This window comes from uncultured Ruminococcus sp. (genome assembly GCF_946415235.1).
In the GTDB taxonomy this organism is placed as follows: Bacteria; Bacillota; Clostridia; order Oscillospirales; family Ruminococcaceae; genus Ruminococcus.
In genome coordinates, this window is record NZ_CAMKRR010000048.1 from 1 (window position 1) to 20,518 (window position 20,518).

12 protein-coding genes and 1 pseudogene are annotated in these 20,518 nt (G+C 48.9%); 8 read left to right on the top strand and 5 right to left on the bottom strand.

Annotation, left to right across the window (positions count from 1 at the left end; genetic code table 11):
- From Q0R37_RS09655 to pncB, 8 genes and pseudogenes are all read left to right on the top strand, one after another.
- Nucleotides 1-1,070, top strand: a 1,070-nt coding sequence (locus Q0R37_RS09655) for a carbamoyl phosphate synthase small subunit (RefSeq protein WP_294753827.1), incomplete at its 5' end; no start/stop codon positions are given.
- A gap of 40 nt (nt 1,071-1,110) precedes the next feature.
- Complete coding sequence (gene carB / locus Q0R37_RS09660; RefSeq protein ID WP_294753828.1) at nt 1,111-4,302, top strand: carbamoyl-phosphate synthase large subunit; 3,192 nt, start codon at nt 1,111-1,113, stop codon at nt 4,300-4,302.
- Between the two features lie 56 nt (nt 4,303-4,358).
- Entirely contained in the window at nt 4,359-4,607 is a 249-nt protein-coding gene (locus tag Q0R37_RS09665) for a hypothetical protein (protein WP_294753831.1), read from the top strand.
- A gap of 257 nt (nt 4,608-4,864) precedes the next feature.
- Nucleotides 4,865-6,829, top strand: coding sequence for an excinuclease ABC subunit UvrB (gene uvrB, locus Q0R37_RS09670; protein WP_294753833.1), 1,965 nt, complete (start codon nt 4,865-4,867; stop codon nt 6,827-6,829).
- Between the two features lie 188 nt (nt 6,830-7,017).
- Nucleotides 7,018-8,859, top strand: a complete 1,842-nt coding sequence (locus Q0R37_RS09675; protein WP_294753851.1) for a cellulase family glycosylhydrolase — start codon at nt 7,018-7,020, stop codon at nt 8,857-8,859.
- Between the two features lie 63 nt (nt 8,860-8,922).
- Nucleotides 8,923-10,380, top strand: a pseudogene (locus Q0R37_RS15665) (glycoside hydrolase family 5 protein); the annotation flags it as partial.
- 1,288 nt (nt 10,381-11,668) lie between these two features.
- Nucleotides 11,669-12,193: an isochorismatase family cysteine hydrolase gene (locus Q0R37_RS09685; RefSeq protein WP_294753837.1), complete on the top strand. Its 525-nt coding sequence runs from the start codon at nt 11,669-11,671 to the stop codon at nt 12,191-12,193.
- An 18-nt stretch (nt 12,194-12,211) separates the two neighbouring features.
- Nucleotides 12,212-13,414: a nicotinate phosphoribosyltransferase gene (pncB, locus tag Q0R37_RS09690; protein ID WP_294753838.1), complete on the top strand. Its 1,203-nt coding sequence runs from the start codon at nt 12,212-12,214 to the stop codon at nt 13,412-13,414.
- 587 nt (nt 13,415-14,001) lie between these two features.
- Here the strand turns inward: pncB and Q0R37_RS09695 are convergent.
- From Q0R37_RS09695 to Q0R37_RS09715, 5 genes are all read right to left on the bottom strand, one after another.
- Nucleotides 14,002-16,287, bottom strand: coding sequence for a D-alanyl-D-alanine carboxypeptidase family protein (locus Q0R37_RS09695; RefSeq protein ID WP_294753839.1), 2,286 nt, complete (start codon nt 16,285-16,287; stop codon nt 14,002-14,004).
- A gap of 257 nt (nt 16,288-16,544) precedes the next feature.
- Nucleotides 16,545-17,885 (bottom strand): CdaR family protein, encoded by a 1,341-nt coding sequence (locus tag Q0R37_RS09700; protein ID WP_294753841.1) that lies wholly within the window; start codon nt 17,883-17,885, stop codon nt 16,545-16,547.
- Complete coding sequence (gene cdaA / locus Q0R37_RS09705) at nt 17,882-18,766, bottom strand: diadenylate cyclase CdaA (protein ID WP_294753843.1); 885 nt, start codon at nt 18,764-18,766, stop codon at nt 17,882-17,884. The genes Q0R37_RS09700 and cdaA overlap by 4 nt, the downstream gene beginning before the upstream one ends.
- A gap of 150 nt (nt 18,767-18,916) precedes the next feature.
- A complete protein-coding gene (locus Q0R37_RS09710) occupies nt 18,917-20,053 on the bottom strand; it encodes an aminotransferase class V-fold PLP-dependent enzyme (RefSeq protein ID WP_294753845.1) in 1,137 nt (378 codons plus the stop codon).
- Nucleotides 20,040-20,273: a putative Se/S carrier-like protein gene (locus Q0R37_RS09715; protein WP_294753847.1), complete on the bottom strand. Its 234-nt coding sequence runs from the start codon at nt 20,271-20,273 to the stop codon at nt 20,040-20,042. Before Q0R37_RS09715 ends, Q0R37_RS09710 begins: the two co-directional genes overlap by 14 nt.
- Between the last annotated feature and the right edge of the window lie 245 nt (nt 20,274-20,518).

The window sequence follows — 20,518 nt, forward strand, 5'->3', positions numbered from 1 at the left end:
ACCTTATGCTTGCCGACGGACAGGTGTTCGAGGGCAGGAGCTTCGGTGCAAAGGGCACCGTCATAGGTGAAGTCGTATTCACAACGGGAGTCACGGGCTATCAGGAAACTCTCACAGACCCCAGCTACTACGGACAGATAGTCACACAGACCTTTCCGCTTATCGGAAACTACGGCGTGAACTCTGAGGACAACGAGTCCGCAAAGTCCTACGTAACGGGCTATATCGTAAGGGAGTGGTGCAATTCGCCCTCAAACTTCCGCAGCGAGGGCAATATAAACGACTTCCTGAAGGAGCACAACATCGTCGGCATAAATAATATCGACACCCGCCGCCTTACACGTACTATCCGCGAAGTCGGCGTAATGAACGGCGTTATCACCACCGACGACGTATACGCGAAAAAGGACGAGCTCCTTGAAAAGATAAGGGCTTTCACGGTAAAGGACGCTGTAAGGAGCGTTACTAACAATGAAACTCTCACCTATGAGCCCGAGGAGAAAAAGCTCAGAGTTGCCCTGTTCGATTTCGGCTACAAGCGAAATATCAGACAAGAGCTTCTGAAGCGCGGCTGCGAGGTGGTCGTAGTACCTGCGTATACCACGGCAGCTGAAATAAAGGAGCTTGCTCCCGACGGCATCATGTTCTCCAACGGCCCCGGAGACCCTGCCGAAAATGTTGAGATAATAGAGAATATCAGGGAGATACAGAAGCTGGGCATACCCATATTCGGCATATGTCTCGGACATCAGCTCATGGCACTTGCTAACGGCGGCAGGACGGAGAAGCTGAAATACGGCCACAGAGGTGCCAATCAGCCGGTTATCGACCTTGAGAGCGGTCTTACCTACGTTACCAGCCAGAACCACGGCTATGCGGTAGTAGGGGACAGCATCGACCCTTCCGTGGGAAAGGTCTCACATATCAACGCAAACGACAAGACCTGTGAGGGCATACACTATACCTCAGTCAACGCAAGAACGGTCCAGTTCCACCCCGAAGCACACGGCGGTCCGCTGGATACATCGTATCTGTTTGACGATTTCGTTAATACAATGCAGAATGCATAATGCATTACGAATTATGAATTAAAAATCGGAGGTAATAGAAATGCCACTCAGAAGTGATATAAAGAAAGTACTTGTTATCGGCTCCGGTCCTATCGTGATCGGACAGGCTGCCGAATTCGACTACGCAGGCACACAGGCCTGCCGCGCACTGAAACAGGAAGGACTTGAAGTAGTCCTCGTGAACTCGAACCCTGCCACCATAATGACCGACAAGGCAATGGCTGACAAGGTATACATAGAGCCCCTTACACTTGATGTTGTAAAGAGAATAATAGAAATGGAAAAGCCCGACAGTCTGCTGTCAACTCTCGGCGGTCAGACAGGTCTTACACTGTCCATGCAGCTTGCGGAGGAGGGCTTCCTCGAGAGCCATAACGTGAAGCTCCTCGGCGCAGACCCCGAGACTATCCACAAGGCAGAGGACAGACAGGCTTTCAAGGACACCATGGAGAAGATCGGCGAGCCTGTTATCCCATCAAAGGTCGTAGAGACCGTTGAGGACGCAGTGGACTTCGCACAGGTGATACATTATCCCGTTATCGTCCGCCCCGCATTCACTCTCGGCGGTACAGGCGGCGGAATTGCACAGAACGAGGAGGAGCTCCGCGACATCGCAACCAATGGTCTCCGTCTTTCGCCTATCACACAGATACTTGTCGAGAAGTGCATAAGCGGCTGGAAGGAGATAGAGTTTGAAGTTATCCGTGACGCAAAGGGCAATGTCATCACCGTATGCTCGATGGAGAACTTCGACCCCGTAGGCGTTCACACAGGCGACAGCATCGTTATCGCACCTGCCGTAACTCTCAGCGACAGGGAGTATCAGATGCTCCGTACAGCAGCTATAAACATTATCAAGGAGCTCAAAGTCGAGGGCGGCTGCAACTGTCAGTTCGCACTTCACCCCACAAGCTTCAGGTATGCTGTTATCGAGGTAAATCCGAGAGTTTCCCGTTCCTCTGCGTTGGCTTCAAAGGCAACGGGCTACCCAATAGCAAAGACAGCTGCAAAAATTGCTATCGGCTATACTCTTGACGAGATAATCAATCAGGTAACAGGCAAGACCTATGCCTGCTTCGAGCCTGCACTGGACTATGTTGTTATCAAGTTCCCGAAATGGGCTTTCGATAAATTCGTATACGCAAAGCGTACCCTCGGCACTCAGATGAAGGCAACGGGAGAGGTAATGGCTATCGGTACCAGCTTTGAGCAGGCTATGATGAAGGCTGTCCGCTCCATAGAGCTGGGGATGGACACCATGAACCTGAAAAAGCTGGCAAAGCTCTCAACTGAGGAGATACGCGAGAAGCTCCATGTTATCGACGACGAGCGTTCGTTCTGCGTATTTGAGGCGCTCAAGCGCGGTATTACTCCTGAGGAGATACACGAGATAACCATGATAGACAACTGGTTCCTCTATAAGCTCCTGAACCTTGTTGAGCTGGAGAAATGGCTGGCAGAGGGTGAGCTCACAGAAGAAAAGTACGATATCGCAAAGCAGTACGGCTACCTTGACAGCACTATCGAGCGCATATCGGGACAGAAGTGCCCCAAGCACAAGAGCGCCGTATACAAAATGGTCGATACCTGTGCAGGCGAGTTCAAGGCAGAGACCCCTTACTTCTACTCCACCTTCGATGAGGAGAACGAGGCAAAGCAGTTCATTGAGCGCACGGACAAGGGCAAGAAAAAGGTCATCGTATTCGGAAGCGGTCCTATCCGAATCGGACAGGGCATAGAGTTCGACTACTGCTCCGTACACTGTGTATGGACTCTTAAAGAGCTTGGTTACGAGGCTGTAATATGCAACAACAACCCCGAGACTGTTTCCACCGACTTCGATACAGGCGACCGTCTTTACTTCGATCCGCTTACAAAGGAGGACGTTCAGTCCATTATCGAGACCGAGCAGCCCTACGGCGTAGTTGTACAGTTCGGCGGACAGACTGCTATCAAGCTCACACGCTATCTCTCGGATATGGGAGTTCGCATACTCGGAACCTCCGCTGATATGATAGACGCGGCAGAGGACAGGGAGCGCTTCGATGAAGTCCTTGAAAAGTGCGGTATACCGAGACCTGCGGGACATACCGTAATGAACACGGAGGAAGCTCTTGCGGCAGCCAATGACCTCGGCTATCCCGTACTTCTCCGTCCTTCCTATGTTCTCGGCGGACAGAACATGATAATCGCCCACTCCGACGCAGACGTAAAGGAGTATATGGGCATCATCATGAGCCATAATATAGAGAACCCCGTACTTATCGACAAGTACATGATGGGTACTGAAGTCGAGGTCGACGCCATCTGCGACGGCGAGGACTACCTTATCCCCGGTATCATGGAGCATATCGAGCGAGCAGGCGTTCACTCGGGCGACTCAATCTCTATATACCCCGCACAGCATCTTTCAGACCGTATCAAGCGCATAATCGTTGAGTACACAAGGCTTCTCGCAAAGGAGCTTAATGTTATCGGACTTGTGAACATACAGTACGTCGTATACAATCACGAGGTATTCGTTATCGAGGTAAATCCCCGTTCATCGAGAACCGTTCCCTACATCAGCAAGGTAACGGGAATACCTATGGTCGATATCGCCACAAAGATAATGTTCGGCGCTAAATTAAAGGATATGGGCTATGAGAGCGGACTCTATCCAGCAGGCGACTACGTAGCGGTAAAAGTTCCCGTATTCTCCTTTGAGAAGCTCACAGACGTTGATACTATGCTGGGACCCGAGATGAAGTCCACAGGCGAGTGTCTCGGCATCGGCAGAAACCTTGAGGACGCGCTCTTAAAGGGACTTATCGCCGCAGGCTTCGACCTCAAGCGCGAGGGCGGAGTTCTTATCTCGGTGCGTGACAGCGACAAGAGGGAGATACTTCCCATTGCGGACAAGTTCGAGCAGATGGGCTTTGAGCTCTACGCCACATCGGGCACTCAGAGCGTTCTCCACAGGAACATGATAGCGGCAAATCTTGTCCGCAAGATATCCGACGGCGAGCCGAATGTTGAGACTCTCCTTGACAGCGGCAAGATACACTATGTTATCTCCACCTCCGCAAAGGGCAGACTTCCCGAGCGCGACAGCGTTAAGATGAGAAGAAAGTCCATCGAGCGCTCAATATGCAGTCTTACAGCCGTAGATACGGCGAAGTCGCTGGTAAAGGTGCTTGAATCGGGCAGAACTATCAACGATGTTGAATTAGTTGATATTACAAAGATATAAACCTGTAGGGGCGGGGTTCCGCCGCCCGTTACTGTTCCGCATTGAAAGGAAATACTTTGATTGATGTAATAATCGTGGCACTGATAGCGGCAATTCTTTGCTATATTCTTGTCAGAATGTGGATACGTGACCGAGAAAAGGAACGACTTGCAGAAAAGCGTTTCGTTGTTAGACGAAAAGAGGGAACACTTGAAAAGTCTTACAGGATACGTGTCGCATACGGAGTGCCGTTAAGCGTTATAATGGGCTGTGCGATATATGTCTATTTCAGGCTAAGCGGCAAACTGGAAAATATCTTTTTCTGACGGGCGATGGGATAAACCCATGCACAAGAAATTATTCGATACTATCAAGGGACGCCCTCACTTGCAGGGCGTCCCTCTTTCAAAAACAGTCCGCCGGACTGTTTTTGAAATTCACCCTTGCGGTGCGCCTGACGTAATTAAGGGGCGCTGCCCCTTGAACCCTGCCAGAGGCGCTGCCTCTGGACTCTGCCAAAGGGTTGTGAACCCTTTGGAATCCCTTTCATACGTTTACCCACTCTTTTCAGAAAGGTTAGAAAATGGATCACTTCAAGCTATGTTCAAACTACGCTCCTGCCGGCGACCAGCCGCAGGCTATCGACAAACTCGTAAACGGCATAAACTCGGGCAAAAAGGAGCAGATACTCCTCGGTGTTACAGGTTCGGGCAAGACCTTCACTATGGCGAACGTCATCGCCCGTGTGAATAAGCCCACACTGGTACTTGCTCACAATAAGATACTTGCGGCACAGCTCTGCTCGGAATTCCGCGAATTCTTCCCCGAAAATGCGGTGGAATACTTCGTATCCTATTATGACTACTATCAGCCCGAGGCTTATGTTCCCAGCACTGACAGCTACATCGAAAAGGACTCCTCCATAAACGACGAGATAGACAAGCTCCGCCATTCCGCTACTACAGCTCTTGCAGAGCGCCGTGATGTTATCATTGTTGCCAGCGTTTCGTGTATTTACTCCCTCGGAAGCCCGGAGGAGTACCGCTCCATGTGCGTTTCCATACGTCAGGGCACTGAAAAGCCGAGAGACCAGCTTATTGCAGAGCTCGTAAAGATACGCTACGAGCGCAACGATATCGCCTTTGAGCGTAACAGGTTCAGAGTCCGCGGCGATGTTGTGGAGATATTCCCTGCAATGTCCTCGGATACGGCTGTTAGGGTGGAGTATTTCGGTGACGAGATAGACCGCATCTCCGAGATAAACGTGGTAACGGGAGAGGTAAAGGCGGTAGTCTCCCATGCTGCGATATTCCCTGCTTCTCATTATGTAGTCGGCGACGATAAGCTCGAAGCTGCGATAAACGAGATAGACAGGGAGCTTGCGGAACGCATAGACTACTTTCAGCAGAACAACAAGCTCATTGAAGCTCAGCGCATCGAGCAGAGAACACATTACGACATGGAAATGCTCAGGGAAGTGGGTTATTGCAGCGGCGTTGAGAATTATTCCCGTGTACTTGCGGGACGTCCCGCGGGAAGCACTCCGCTCACGCTCATGGATCATTTCCCCGAGGATTTTCTCCTCATAGTGGACGAGAGCCATGTCACACTGCCGCAGGTAAGGGCTATGTATGCAGGCGACCGCGCAAGAAAGACCACCCTTGTGGAATACGGCTTCCGACTGCCGAGCGCTATGGACAACCGTCCGCTGAACTTCGACGAGTTCAATGCCCATATCCGGCAGGCCATATACGTAAGCGCCACTCCCGGTCAGATAGAGCGCGAAAAGACCGATACCATAGTAGAGCAGGTGATACGCCCCACGGGACTTGTTGACCCCGAGATAATCGTGAAGCCCACACAGGGACAGGTTGACGACCTGCTTTCCGAGATAAACGAGCGAGTTGCGCGTCATGAGCGCGTGCTTGTAACTACTCTCACCAAGAAAATGGCTGAGGACCTTACTTCATATTATGAAAAGCTGGGTGTAAAGGTACGCTATCTCCACCATGACATAGATACAATCGAGCGTATGGAGATAATCAAGGATCTCCGCGAGGGAGTATTCGATGTGCTTGTGGGTATCAATCTTCTCCGTGAGGGACTTGATATCCCCGAGGTGAGCCTTATCGCCATACTGGACGCCGACAAGGAGGGCTTCCTGAGAAGCGAGACCTCCCTGATACAGACTATCGGACGAGCTGCAAGAAATGCGGAGGGACAGGTAATAATGTACGCCGACAGCGTGACGGGTTCAATGGAAAGAGCCATAACCGAGACCGAACGACGCCGCTCATTGCAGATAGCCTTCAACGAGGAGCACGGGATAGTTCCCAAGACTATAATCAAGGATATCCGCGATGTTCTCGAAATAACCTCAAAGCCGAAGATAGAGGAAAAGACGAAAAAGAAGAAGCTCTCCGCTGCGGAAAAGCAGCGCCTGATAGACAAGCTCACCGTGGAAATGAAGAATGCGGCAAAGCTTCTTGAATTTGAACACGCCGCCTATCTCCGCGACAAGATAAAGGAGCTTCAGGGCGGTGCTTAACAATGGTGCAGAGATGTAAACTTTTGTGCATAAATACTTGTGAAACGCGCAAAAGCTATTGACATTTCATCGTTGAAATGTTACAATATACTCAACTATAAGTGTGCTTGATATGTGCACTATGAGAGGGGAAATTAAAAATGAAAAAAATTGCAAGAACTGCTGCGGCTTTTGTATCCGCCGCGGTAATGACTGTAACGGGAGCAGCACCCTGTTTCGGTCAGAAACCCATGACAGCGACGGCTGTCGATACGAACAACGACGACTGGCTCCATGCAGAGGGAAGCAGACTTTATGACATGAACGGCAATGAGGTATGGCTCACAGGAGCAAACTGGTTTGGTCTCAACTGTATAGAGGGCGCACCTCATTACCTCTGGAGCGGAGACTGCGACGACCTTGTAAGAGAGGTGGCAGACAGAGGAATAAATGTTATCAGATTTCCTATTTCCTCAGAGCTCCTCGTTTCATGGATGAACGGTGAGCCGCCTCAGCTTTCCGGCGGCGGAATGCAGGCGAGCTATAATCCTCCCGAGGATATGGACGACGGAAACGGCGGCATAATCAAAGCGGGTACCTACGGAAGCATCAACAAGGAATTCGTCGAGGCTGACGGAAAAACTCTCATAGATACGGAGAGATCATTCGACATAATCCTCGGAAAGCTGAAGAAGTACGGCATCAAGGCTTTCATCGACGTACACAGCCCGCATACCGATAATTCGGGACATAACTACAATCTCTGGTACGGCAAGGCAGGCATAACCACGGAAAAGTGGATAGAATCGCTGGTATGGCTGGCTGATAAGTACAAGGACGACGATACACTCATCGCCTACGACCTCAAGAACGAGCCTCACGGAAAGGGTCCCGAGGGAGATGAGGCTGCAAAGTGGGACGGCTCCAAAGATGAGAACAACTGGGCTTATGCGGCTACAAAGTGCGCTGAGGCTATACTTGACGTAAATCCTCATGCCCTTATACTTATTGAGGGCGTTGAACAGTCATTGAGCGGCGCTCAGGAGGGCGACTACTGGGGTATGCCCGACAGAAAGACAAATTCACCTTATATCGGCGCATGGTGGGGCGGAAACTTCCGCGGCGCAAGACAGTACCCCATCAAGCCAAAGCAGGGTACCTCGCAGATAGTATACTCGCCTCATGACTACGGTCCGTCGGTATACGACCAGACATGGTTCGCAAAGGACTTTACGGAGAAAACTCTCCTTGATGATTACTGGTACGACACATGGGCGTACATCAATGCCGAGAATATAGCTCCCGAGCTTATCGGTGAGTGGGGCGGTCATATGGACGGCGGCAAGAATCAGAAGTGGATGACGCTTCTCCGCGATTATATGATAAATCACCATATCAACCACACCTTCTGGTGCCTGAATACCAATTCGGGAGATACAGGCGGACTGTGGAAGAGCTTCTCATATTCTATCAATGACGTTTCTGATACCAGCAACGGTACCACTATAGTATGGGAAGAGGACAAGTACGCACTGCTTGAAAAGGCACTGTGGCAGACTCAGAAGAGCGGAAAGTATATCGGTCTCGACCATCAGACAGCACTCGGCAAGAACGGTATATCGCTGAATGAGTTCTATTCGTCCTATGCAAAGACCGAGGGAAGCAATCTCGACGGCGGCAAGACCTCTGACGGCAAGCCCGTTGACGCTGATAAGACTTCGACTACCACAAAGGTCAGCAGTACAACAACTGCGACGACAAGCACTTCCTCTGCCACTACGCTGACCTCTGAAACGGTCAGCTCTGTCAGTAAACGCAATTTCGGAGACGCTAATTGCGACGGCACGATCGATATGGGAGACGCTGTTCTCATAATGCAGGCGCTTGCAAATCCGAATAAGTACGGTCTTAACGGTACGGACAAGAGCCACATCACGGATGAAGGCATTAAGAATGCCGATGTTGAAGGCGGAAACGGCCTTTCAAACAATGACGCGCAGGCAATACAGCTTTACCTGCTCGGGAAGTACAAGTCACTTCCGGTTGAATAAGTATTTGACCGTGCAGCTTCAGGGTGCTGCATGGCAAAAATAAAAAATGAGAGGGAAAAAATTATGAAAAAGCTTTTACGCTCAATGGCAGCGATAGCTGCTGCGGCAGCTATTACCGTAACAGGTACTGCCTACACTCCGCCGGTGGATACAGACGCGATCAACAAAGCGTTTGCTGCCGACGACTGCAATGACGACTGGATCCATGCAAAGGGCAGCCGTCTTTACGACATGAACGGCAACGAGGTATGGATAACAGGTGCAAACTGGTTCGGCTTCAACTGCTCAGAGAACTGTGCTCACGGTCTCTATGCAAGAGATGTTGACGATATGCTCCAGACTATCGCAGATCACGGCATCAATACGCTCCGTCTGCCCATATCCTCAGAGCTTCTCGTTTCATGGATGAAGGGAAGCCCCGATCCTGTAAGCTCCGTACAGGCAAGCTACAATCCTCCTGAGGACGTAGTGGGAGAGGACGGCACTATCACTCCCGCGGGAAAGTACGGCGATATCAACAGAGATTTCGTTGAGTCCGACGGCAAGACGCTCAAGAACTCCATGGAGATCTTCGATATCATCATGCAGAAGTGCAAGAAGTACGGTATCAAGGCGTTTATTGATGTTCACAGCCCCGATGCTAACAATTCGGGCCACAACTATGAGCTGTGGTACGGAAAAGCAGGCATTACTACAGACGTATGGATAGAGTCGCTCACATGGATAGCCGAGAAGTACGCAAACGACGATACACTTATCGGCTACGACCTCAAGAACGAGCCTCACGGAAAGCGCGGATACACAGGAAATACCTGTCCTTCCGACATAGCCAAGTGGGACGGCTCGAAAGATGAGAACAACTGGGCTTATGCAGCAAAGAAATGCGCTGATTCCATACTTAAGGTAAATCCCCACGCTCTTATCTTTATCGAGGGCGTTGAGCAGTACCCAAAGACGGAAGAGGGCAATACATATGATACTCCCGATATATGGGACGCTCCCGCTGACCAGTCTCCTTGGCACGGTGCATGGTGGGGCGGAAACCTCCGCGGTGTAAAGGACTACCCCGTAGTTCCCGAAAGCGGTACAAGTCAGATAGTATATTCACCTCATGATTACGGTCCGTCAGTATATGCACAGACATGGTTCGACAAGAACTTCACTACTGAGACTCTTCTTGAGGATTACTGGTACGATACATGGGCATACATCAATGCCGAGGATATAGCTCCTCTCCTCATAGGCGAGTGGGGCGGTCACATGGACGGCGGAAAGAACCAGAAGTGGATGGAGCTCCTCCGCGATTATATGATAAATAATCACATCAGCCACACATTCTGGTGCATCAACCCCAACTCGGGTGATACAGGCGGACTTCTCGATCCTACCTTTATGAACTGGGATACTGCCAAGTACAGCCTCTTTGAAAAGTCGCTCTGGCAGACAGACGCAGGAAAGTATATCGGTCTCGACCACCAGACAGCCCTCGGAAAGAACGGTCTTTCACTCAATGAGTTCTATTCATCGGGCGCAAAGAGCAATCTCGACGGCGGCAAGGCAGGCGGCGGTCAGCCTGTTGTAGTTGACAAGACTACTACTACAAAGCCGGCCACTACCACAACTACAAGCACAACCACTACAACAAGCACTACCACGACAACTTCTTCGACTTCGACATCATCAGCAACTACTACAACTTCTTCAACTACCACAACATCACCGACCACAACGACCTCTTCCGCAACCACGGAAGCTCCGCTGGTGACAATAACACTGATACCCGAATATGAGTTAGTTGAGGTAGTATCCTATCCTACGAAAACTGTTTATAATGTGGGTGAGGACCTCGATCTTTCGGGAGTATCCATAAAAGCACGCAGTGCTACCCGCTGGTTTGAAGCTGATGGAAACAGGGCAGGCACTATGTACGGCCAGCCGCAGCAATTCGATGATATCGAATTAAGTCTGGATCAGATAGATGTTATCAGCGAAGACGGTACAAAAACAAGCGGCAGCAAGTTCAATACTCTGCCACAGGGCTCATATACTGTAAGGTTCTCGGGTCGTGCTTCAAGAGATCGCGATTTCAGGGAAATATACATATCCAGACTTGAGTTCCCTGTTACTGTAAATGATGGCAGTCAGAATACCACATCAACAACGAAGCCTAAGGATGAGACAAGCGATGTTTCCGTATGGGGTGACGCAAATCTCGACGGTCAGGTAGATATGGCAGACGCTGTTCTTATCATGCAGAGCCTTGCAAATCCGAACAAGTACGGCGTAGGCGGTTCAGATGCCAAGGCTATCACCGAGCAGGGCAAGGCAAATGCCGACGTTGATACAAGCACAAAGGGCATCACAACAAACGACGCTCTTCAGATCCAACTCTATCTCCTTAAGAAGATAGCTACTCTTGATCCCAAGGGCTGAGAGCATAACTGAATAACTATGGCGGCACGGTTTTTACCGTGCCGTTTCTTTTTTGGTAAAGTGCTTTCTGTAAGAGGGCAGAAAAAGGCTGAAATTAAACGGAAAACCGTTTAATAAGAAAAAAATAATTTTTGAATTCTATGTTGTGCACAAAAATGCAGGCGGATATTTGTAGGAGCTGTACAAGGCGGAGCAAGAAAAAAGATTTTTTGGAAAATTTGAAAAAAGTACTTGACATCTTAATATTAATATGATATTATCATAATAGAAGAAACAAATCCGATAAGCTTTTCAAGCGAAAAAATAATACTTGACGGCGCTGTGTAAACTGAGTTATAATAAAAGTAACATTTTTTCCAAAGGAGGATATGAGGTTATGAAAAAGTTTTTGGTAGTCGTGGATATGCAGAAGGATTTCGTTGACGGTGCTCTCGGTACAAAAGAGGCCTGTGCGATAGTCACTGCGGCAGTGAAAAAGATAGCTCAGTTCGACGGTGAGATATTTGTCACATATGATACTCACTTCGATGACTATATGGATACCGCCGAGGGCAGGAAGCTCCCTGTGCCACACTGCATAAAGGGCAGTGAGGGCTGGCAGCTGAACAAGGATATCGCGGCTGCACTGAAAGAAAAGAAGTTCACTCCCGTTGAAAAGTATACATTCGGTTCTGTGAAGCTTCCCGACCTCATAAAGAAGACTGCGGGTACGGAAGAATTCAGCGTGGAGCTTATCGGTCTCTGCACGGATATCTGCGTTATCAGCAACGCACTTCTCCTTAAAGCCAATTTCCCCGAGGCGGATATCGCTGTGGACGAAAAATGCTGTGCGGGTGTTACTCCCGAAAAGCACGATGCTGCTGTAGAAACTATGAAAAGCTGCCAGATAGATATACTCTGACAAGAAAGGAATATTGCCATGAAACTTGAACCTATAGTTGTTTCTCTGCTCGACACCGATCTTTATAAATTCAATATGGATCAGGTGATCTTTCATAAGCATACCGACCTCTGCGGACAGTATTTCTTCAAATGCCGCAACAAGGACATTGTATTCACTCCCGAAATGGTACAGGAGATAAATGAACAGATAGACCACCTCTGCACACTGACTTTCAAAAAGGACGAGCTGGACTATCTGCGCTCCATACGCTTTATCAAGAACGACTATGTGGAGTTTTTGAGACTGTGGAGACCTATCAGAGACTATGTTACGGTAAAGCTCAATGATAACGGAGAGCTCTTCATAGAGGTGAACGGTCCGCTGTTCTCGGCTATGCAGTTCGAGATATACCTCCTTGAGATAGTCAACGAGGTGTACTTCCGCATGAAGTACGATTATGACAGGCTGAGAAAGTCCGCCGAGGAAAGGCTCGATAAGAAGATAAAGGCTATGAACGACGGTACTTATACATTCAAGTTTGCCGAGTTCGGCTGTCGCAGGAGGCTTTCTCGGGAGTGGGAGGACGTTGTGGTAAGACGCCTCGTTACAGAGACCCAAAACTGCGTTGGTACTTCAAATGTTTATCTTGCCATGAAGTACAATGTTACTCCCATAGGCACTTACGCTCACGAGTTCGTGCAGATGTATCAGGGTATCGACTCCATACCCCTTGCATATACCAACCACTATGCTATGAAGGACTGGTATGATGAGTACGACGGCGATAACGGTACTGCTCTTACGGATACGGTAACGACCGACCTCTTCCTCCTTGACTTCAACCGCTCAATGGTCAATAACTATACGGGAGTACGTCACGACAGCGGAGATCCCTACGAGTGGGGAGAGAAGATAATAGCCCACTACAAAAAGTACGGAGTTGATCCGAAGACAAAGCTCCTGCTTTTCAGCGACAGCCTTGACTTTGACAGGGCTCAGAAGCTCCACGACTACTTCTGTGACAAGTCTAAGGTATCCTTCGGCATAGGTACCTTCTGTTCAAACGATACCGAGGAAAAGGCTCTCAATATCGTTATAAAGCTCCAGTATGTCAACGGACGTCCCGTTGCGAAGCTGTCCGACGATATCGGCAAGGCCATGTGCCGTGACGAGGACTATCTCGGCTATCTGAAGCGCTCCGTTGAGTTCAGGCTCAAGAGAGAGGCTGACAGGAAATGAACGCAGATTGATAAGCACAGCCCCGAGGCACTGCCTCGGGGCTTGTTCATTATGATCTGTAGGTGCGGATATTATCCGCCCGAAAATTACACGCCCCTACAGACAAAGAGAGCCGCCGACACTATTGCGCCGGCGGCTGATTCTCTTTCCGAAAGGTGTGTTCAGAGGACGGTGGTGTGCGACACCGTCCTTGGAGTGATATTTGCGTCGGGAGGTAGTCTTCGACGCTGAAACGAGGAACAATGAAGGTTGTCTTTTTATTTCTTTTCCCTTACTGTCTATATTATACCCCGTGGAGACAGAATATGCAATAACAGAGCGATTTCGGTTTGTATACAGTTTGGATATCAATTGCTTACGGATGGTATCATAGTGGTTACATAATTCTGACAATTGTGACAACAGTGTTGTAAGAATTTTCATTGTACCTTTTTTCGTTTTCTGCATAATATAATGTAAGCGGCAAAAATGAGCACGCTGTCAGGAGGTGGAGTGCGCTCCCACGGATAGCTTCCCGACGTTGGTGCGCTCCTGACGGCTGCTTTGATATAGATAAAGCTGCCGAAGCTTATTCGGCAGCTTTTTTATCATCTGTAGTATGAGTCGATCCCGAGGTATTCCTCAAGGCAGAGACCGCTTTCGTATACCTTTGTGGCTGTCTCGACGCCGAGGAAGCGTATATGCCACGGCTCGTACCTGAAGCCTGTGTAAGCTTCCTTGCCCTTGGGGTAACGGATTATAAAACCGTATTTATGGGCGTTTCTGGCAAGCCATTCGCACTCGGCAGTTCCTATGAAGTCATCGCTTATTGAGTTAACATCTATGGCAAGACCTGTCTGATGTTCGGAATGTCCCGGTCTTGCGGAATATGTATCAGCTGTGAGGATACCGTCTGTTGTCACATAGTTATTGTAGAGCTGCTCCTGATAGTCATATGAGCGGAAGCCTGATGAGCATACTATCTTAAGTCCGAGCTTTGCGGCGTCCTCTGTGAGCAGCCTGAAATACTTCTCCGTGTTTTCGGTGAGCTTGTCGGCAGGGTAATCCCTGTCGATGCTGTAGGTCTTGTTCACTATGAGTATACCGTCAACGTATGTAGCTCCGTTATGGGACTGTATAAGGTGAGTCGTTACGGCAGGCTGAGAAGTGGCTGAAGCAGAGGTTGTGGCAGTAGAAGCTGTTGTGGTCGTTGTTGTTTTCAATGCAGTCGTTGTTGGCGTTGTAGTTTTTGCAGCCGATGTGGTCGTGACTAAAGAGCGGTTGTGGACGTTGACCTTTACTTCAGCCCTGATATCGGGGTCTTCCTCACTGGTTACGGTAACTGTGCAGGTACCCTCCGAAACGCCGTAAATATTGCCGAAGCGGTCAACATTGGCTATCTCGGGGTCTGAGGATGTCCATATTTCTGTTATGGGATCGGCAGTGTCGGGCTTTGTGGTAACATAGGATATACCTAAGGTGCCTGTGAGGATATCAAGTTCATAATCGCTGAGGTCAATGCTCACGGGCTGTTTCGGACCAACGACTTTGACCTTTATATCAGCTTTTACGTCGGGATTTGACTTGCTTATGACGGTCACGGTGCATTTTCCGCCTGATACTCCCGTTATCAGACCTTCATCGCTTACTGTGGCAACATTCTCGTTTGAGCTAACCCACAGCTCGCCCTTATTGTAAGCGTTAAGCGGCGTCATAGTGACCATTGATATATCACTTGCGCCCACAGGGACAGTTATTTCGTTCTTGCTGAGACTGATGCCGCGGACCTTCCACGGGTCGGTGACTGTTACCTTTATATCAGCCTTTACCTTGGGGTTGCTTGCGCTCTGTACCGTTACCGTGCAGACTCCCTCGGATATGGCTGTTATCCAGCCTTCAAAATTGACGTTGGCTACGCTTGTGTCGGAGCTTGTCCATATTTCGGACTTGTCCTCGGCAGTCGCAGGGAGCATGGTCACCATTGAGATGTCGCCCTCGTTGACCTTAAGGTTTATCTCGGTCTTGCTGAGGCTTATGGAGGCGACCTTCTTTGGGTCAGCAGCTGTAGTAGTAGTAGTAGTAGTTGTTGTTGTTGTTGTTGTGGTTGCCGCAGAGGAAGTGCTTGTCGTAGTTGCGGCAGAAGTCGTTGATGTAGTCGTCGGCTTTGCGGTGGTGGTAGTTGATGCAGTAGTGGTTGTCGTGGCTGCTGTCGTAGTGGTGGCAGCAGAAGTAGTAGTAGTAGTAGTTGTTGTTGTTGAGGTCGTTGCTGACGAAGTGGTAGTTGTTGCAGTTTTGGCAGATGTAGTTGATGCAGTCGTCGGCTTTGCTGTAGTGGCAGCAGTGGCGGCAGATGTCGTTGAAGAAGCAGCTGCCGAAGTTGTGGAAGCAGCCGTTAATGCTGCAGTGGTCGTTGCAGCTGCGGCAGGAGCGGCGGTTGTTGTGACAACTGCTGCTGAGGTATCACGCTTGTTTTTCAGGTAGCCTTCGATAGAGAGCGGCTTTGCACTGAATGTTGATGCATAGGCATAGTACGAAAGTATGTTTGAAGCGTCAACGGCGTCTATGATGCTGTCCATATTAACGTCGGAAGCAACGGTCTGCTTCAGTGTGAAGCCTGTTGAAGTGCCTATGGACATCTTCGCATATGCGGAAAGTACTGCGGAAGCGTCGGCAGCGTCAATATATCCGTCGGCGTTGATATCGCCGAGCATGATAGTTACCACGGAAGCCGAGGTATCATTATTTGCGGACGATGCAGGTGATGCGGTGCTGCTGACTTTTGACGCTGAGATATATTCATTCGGCGTACATTCGGAAGCTGCTGAGGCAGCGGTCATACTGCCCGCGCAAAGTGCGAAGGACAGTGCAGACGCAATAAGTTTTTTCGCTCTCATTTTGATCTCCTTTATTTTGGGATATCTCCTTATTTGTGCAAAAACTATAATAAGTTTTTCCTTTTTCTGTTAAATAATGTACAGAAAAATCACATAGTTAAATTATATCACATCATATCAATAAATGAAAGATGAAAATTGAAAAAATATCGCTGTTTCATTGTTTTTCGGTAATTTCAATAAAAAAGAGCTGCCGTAACAGGGCAGCTCTTGAAATATTTTCAAATGTACGTAAGACAGGGGCAACATCTGCACTGTCAGCTTGTAACATTTCTGTTTGGAGTCTGAGTTGCAGACTCGGACTTGGGAGTTTTCTTGATATTCACCTTCTGGTCGGTAACTGCCCATACAGTGCTGTACTTCTCGTCCTTGAAGGACAGATCGACGTCTATGGGGAATACCATGAGGGTCTCAGATTCGACATTGCTGAGGTTTATGTCCGCATTGAGGTCGGAAGCAGTTATGTCGTTTATCAGCGTCCTTGGACCTATCAGCTTTATCGTGATCTTTTCGGTGCTGATAGTATAATCGTAATCGTCGGAAGGTACCTGCATCGGGTGGAGATTGCTGTTTGAAAGCGTTATTTCCCTTACTCCGAGATTGGTATTGTTAAGCTTGAAATGTACCTTGTCAAATCCTGACTTGTTGATAAGATTGGTCTTTACGTTATAATCCTTCTCATATACTATGCCGTTTTCGTCAACAAGATCTCTGAGGGATATCTTAACTCCGAATGTGTCGTTGATAGTTTCACCCGTATCGGAAGCAAGGGTTATCTCGCCCGGGGTAAACGTGTAATCAAGGCTTGACTTGTCGAAGTTGGGATCGGTCGTCTCAAAGCTTGCCACTATCGGGACGGTCTTCTGTGTGAGGACAGAGACGGTTATGGCAACTGTTTTACTGGAGAATGTGACATTTGAATTCTGCGGAAGGTTTATGGGCAGATCATCCTCGGTATAGCAGCTGAAACCGTCGGAATATATTATTTCCGTAGAATCGAGTATCTTGCTGCTTTCGGAAACAGCTTCCACCCTTGATATCGTATCCACTATCCTTGAAGGTCCCGATATGGAGAGCTGTGCGGGAGTGCATACCTTGTCGCCTATGGTCTTGCCGTCGGCTGCCTTGATATTCGGAGCGTCGGCTGTAAGATTGACGACCTTTTCGGTGAGCTTGTCAAGCTCGACCTTTACAATGGGCGGCGAGACTTTATAATCGGATATCTCGATATTCTTGAGAAATTTTACCTTTACGGCAAGGTTGTATTCGCCTGCGTGTTTTAAATTCTCAATGTCGACATAGGGGATTATATCGTTTTTGCCTATGCGGGTGGAGTCTTTTGAGCTGCAGTTCAATGTTACCTTTACGGTACCGAGCTGGTTTATGATCTTTAAGTCGTTCTCTCCAGTATTGGTATCGCCCGCATCGGTGGATATCTCCACATTATAAAATTCCTTTGTATTGAGGTCGTAGAATTTTACTTTTACAAAGTACCATGTCAGAAGAGCGCATATGAACGCTAAGGCAATCATTATGGCGTTGTTTCTGGATTCGAGTATCTCACGCTTATTGGCATTTTTCAGTTTTTTGAACTTCATTTCTTTCTGCTCCTTTCAAATAATGAAGAAAAGAGCTTCTTTTTGCCTATTTCTATTTCCTTTTTGTCGTTGAAAAGGGCTTTTTCAAGTGTTGCTTTCAGCTTTTCACGGGTATAATCCCTTGTGAGATTGCCGTTGAGAGCAACGGAGATCTGTCCTGTTTCCTCAGAAACTACTATAACTACCGCGTCCGAGATCTCGCTCATACCGATAGCTGCTCTGTGGCGTGAGCCCAGCTTCTTGTTTATGAGTGCGTCCTTCTGCGGCTTGGGCAGGAAGCAGGCGGCGGCAAGTATGGTGCCGTCCCTCATTATCACAGCTCCGTCATGGAGAGGAGTCTTGGGGTAGAATATATTGCCGAATATCTCCTTGCTGGGTATGGCTTTGATGATAGTACCTGTTTCTATCTGTTCGCCGAGACGCACCTGACGTTCGACGACTATCAGTGCGCCTGTACAGCTTGCGGAAAGCTCAACGCAGGAATCGCATATTGCGTCTATGGCGTTTGCCCATATAAGCTTCATTTCGCTGCTGTTCTGTCCCAGACCGAAAATGCGTATGCCGAATTTGCTTCGGCCTGCCTTTTCAAGAGCTCTTCTCAGCTCGGGCTGGAACAGTATTATCATTGCAAGGACTCCTACCTGCAAAGCCTTTTCAAGAAGATAGCTTATTGCCTTCAGCGGGACTCTCACACTTATGTAATAAACAGCCATGAGGAAAAGCAGGCCCTTTACGAGCTGTCCTGCACGGGTCTCGCGTATGAGCTTGAGGACCAGATATATTACATATGTAAGCAGGATTATGTCGATAACGTCCCTGTAATCAATGGTACTTATGATGCCCATGAGATCTGTAAACAGATCCTGCAATTTTATTAACAAGATTAACTACACCCCCCGGGGGAAAAATCACACATATTTATTTTCGTTTATCTTTTTATGTAATTATGAGGACAAACGCCCTCATAATGGACTGTGCAATACAGCATATATTATTATTGTACCACAAATTCAAATAATTTCAATAGTTTTTTAAGAATTTAGTAAATTTTTCAATATTTTAACATAGCATACAAGTTTTTCGGTCTCAGCCTCGGTGTTGAATACGGAGGGGGCAAACCGGACAGTGCCGCCCTTAGTACCGAGAGTAGCGTGTGCAAGTGCGGCGCAGTGGTAGCCTGCCCGCAGGCAAAAGCCCTTTTCCGCAAGGACGGCGGCGGTTTTTTCAGAGCTGAAGCCGTCAGCGTTGAATGATGCTATAGGTGCGTATTCCGCGGAGCTGTCGCGGTATATAGTTATACCGTCAATATTTCGCAGCTCCGAGATAAACATGGAGCAGAGCTTTTCCTCATGGGCGCGCAGCTTTTCCATGCCGTATGAGCGTATGAACCTAATCCCTGCACCTACCGTTACAGCTCCGATGATGTTGGGAGTGCCGCTTTCAAGGGCGTCGGGCAGAATATGCGGCTGAAACAGGCTCAGCGAGCCGCTCCCCGTGCCGCCCTGAATTATGGGCGTTATCGGGTATTGACCGTCTGTTATGAGGAGCCCTGTGCCTGTGATGCCGTAAAGCCCCTTATGTCCCGAGGTGCAGAGGATATTTATGCCGTCGGAGAGCTTCACATCATATATGCCGCAGACCTGTGAGCCGTCAGCAATGAAGCATATCCCGTGTTCGCGGCAGAGCTCCGCTATCCTGCGGTAAGGCAGGAGCTGCCCTGTGACATTGCTGGCAAGAGTGCAGACTATGGCTTTTGTGTCGCTGCGGATAAGGCGGCGGAAACTTTCGGCAGTACGGTCTGCGTCGGGAAAGACTTCCGCTACGGAGAGGGTTATCTGCTTTTTTACGGCAAGCGAAACAGCGGGACGTGCAGCGGAATTATGCTCCATGCTGCTTATTATAAGATGACCTCCCTCAGCCATTACGCCCTGTATAGCCATATTCAGCGCATGGGTGCAGTTAAGGGTGAAAACTGTGTTTTCGGGCTCTGCACCAAAAAATCCTGCGGCGGTCTCCCTTGCGGAGTAAAGTGCTTCCGAGGTACGCATTGCCAGCTCGTGTCCGCCTCTGCCTGCGTTGCCGCCGAATATGCTTATAGCTTCCGCAGCAGCCTTTCTGACCGAAACAGGCTTTGGAAAGGTAGTGGCGGCGTTGTCAAAGTTTATCATCGCCTTCATCACCGCCGTTACTTATGGAATAGGGTATATCGTACATATCCAGCACTTTTGCGGCGCTTTCGCAGTTCCCGTGCAGCACTACGGAAAAGCCGCAGCCGCTTCTGCTGTCCTTTCCGCGCCTTTTTACGGTGCACGGAAAACCTCTTGCCCTCAGCAGCCGCTGTCCCTTTATGGCATAGGTGTAAGAGGGCATATCTATTATACAGTTCATCAAAGTATCACCCCTGACTGCTGTGTACTGCACAGTTAAGCAGGATCTGCGGTACATTTCATTATATGAAAAACAGGCGGTGAATGATAGTACAAAAACGGGGAAGAGCTTTCCAAACACGGATACCCATATATAAGTTTTGCCCCGAAGCATTTCAATGTGCCTCGGGGCATTTTATTTGCCTGCTGAGATAAATCAAAATTTGCCGCTGAGCGAGCGGCGGCGCAGCCACGTTGGCGCTCGTA

What these genes read in the sequence shown, in the direction of transcription:
- Q0R37_RS09685 (WP_294753837.1), top strand. Translation starts at nt 11,669, where the DNA reads ATGAAAAAGTTTTTGGTAGTCGTGGATATGCAGAAGGATTTCGTTGAC.
- Q0R37_RS09710 (WP_294753845.1), bottom strand. Translation starts at nt 20,053, where the DNA reads ATGATAAACTTTGACAACGCCGCCACTACCTTTCCAAAGCCTGTTTCG.
- Q0R37_RS09715 (WP_294753847.1), bottom strand. Translation starts at nt 20,273, where the DNA reads ATGAACTGTATAATAGATATGCCCTCTTACACCTATGCCATAAAGGGA.
- pncB (WP_294753838.1), top strand. Translation starts at nt 12,212, where the DNA reads ATGAAACTTGAACCTATAGTTGTTTCTCTGCTCGACACCGATCTTTAT.
- Q0R37_RS09675 (WP_294753851.1), top strand. Translation starts at nt 7,018, where the DNA reads ATGACTGTAACGGGAGCAGCACCCTGTTTCGGTCAGAAACCCATGACA.
- carB (WP_294753828.1), top strand. Translation starts at nt 1,111, where the DNA reads ATGCCACTCAGAAGTGATATAAAGAAAGTACTTGTTATCGGCTCCGGT.
- uvrB (WP_294753833.1), top strand. Translation starts at nt 4,865, where the DNA reads ATGGATCACTTCAAGCTATGTTCAAACTACGCTCCTGCCGGCGACCAG.
- Q0R37_RS09700 (WP_294753841.1), bottom strand. Translation starts at nt 17,885, where the DNA reads ATGAAGTTCAAAAAACTGAAAAATGCCAATAAGCGTGAGATACTCGAA.
- Q0R37_RS09695 (WP_294753839.1), bottom strand. Translation starts at nt 16,287, where the DNA reads ATGAGAGCGAAAAAACTTATTGCGTCTGCACTGTCCTTCGCACTTTGC.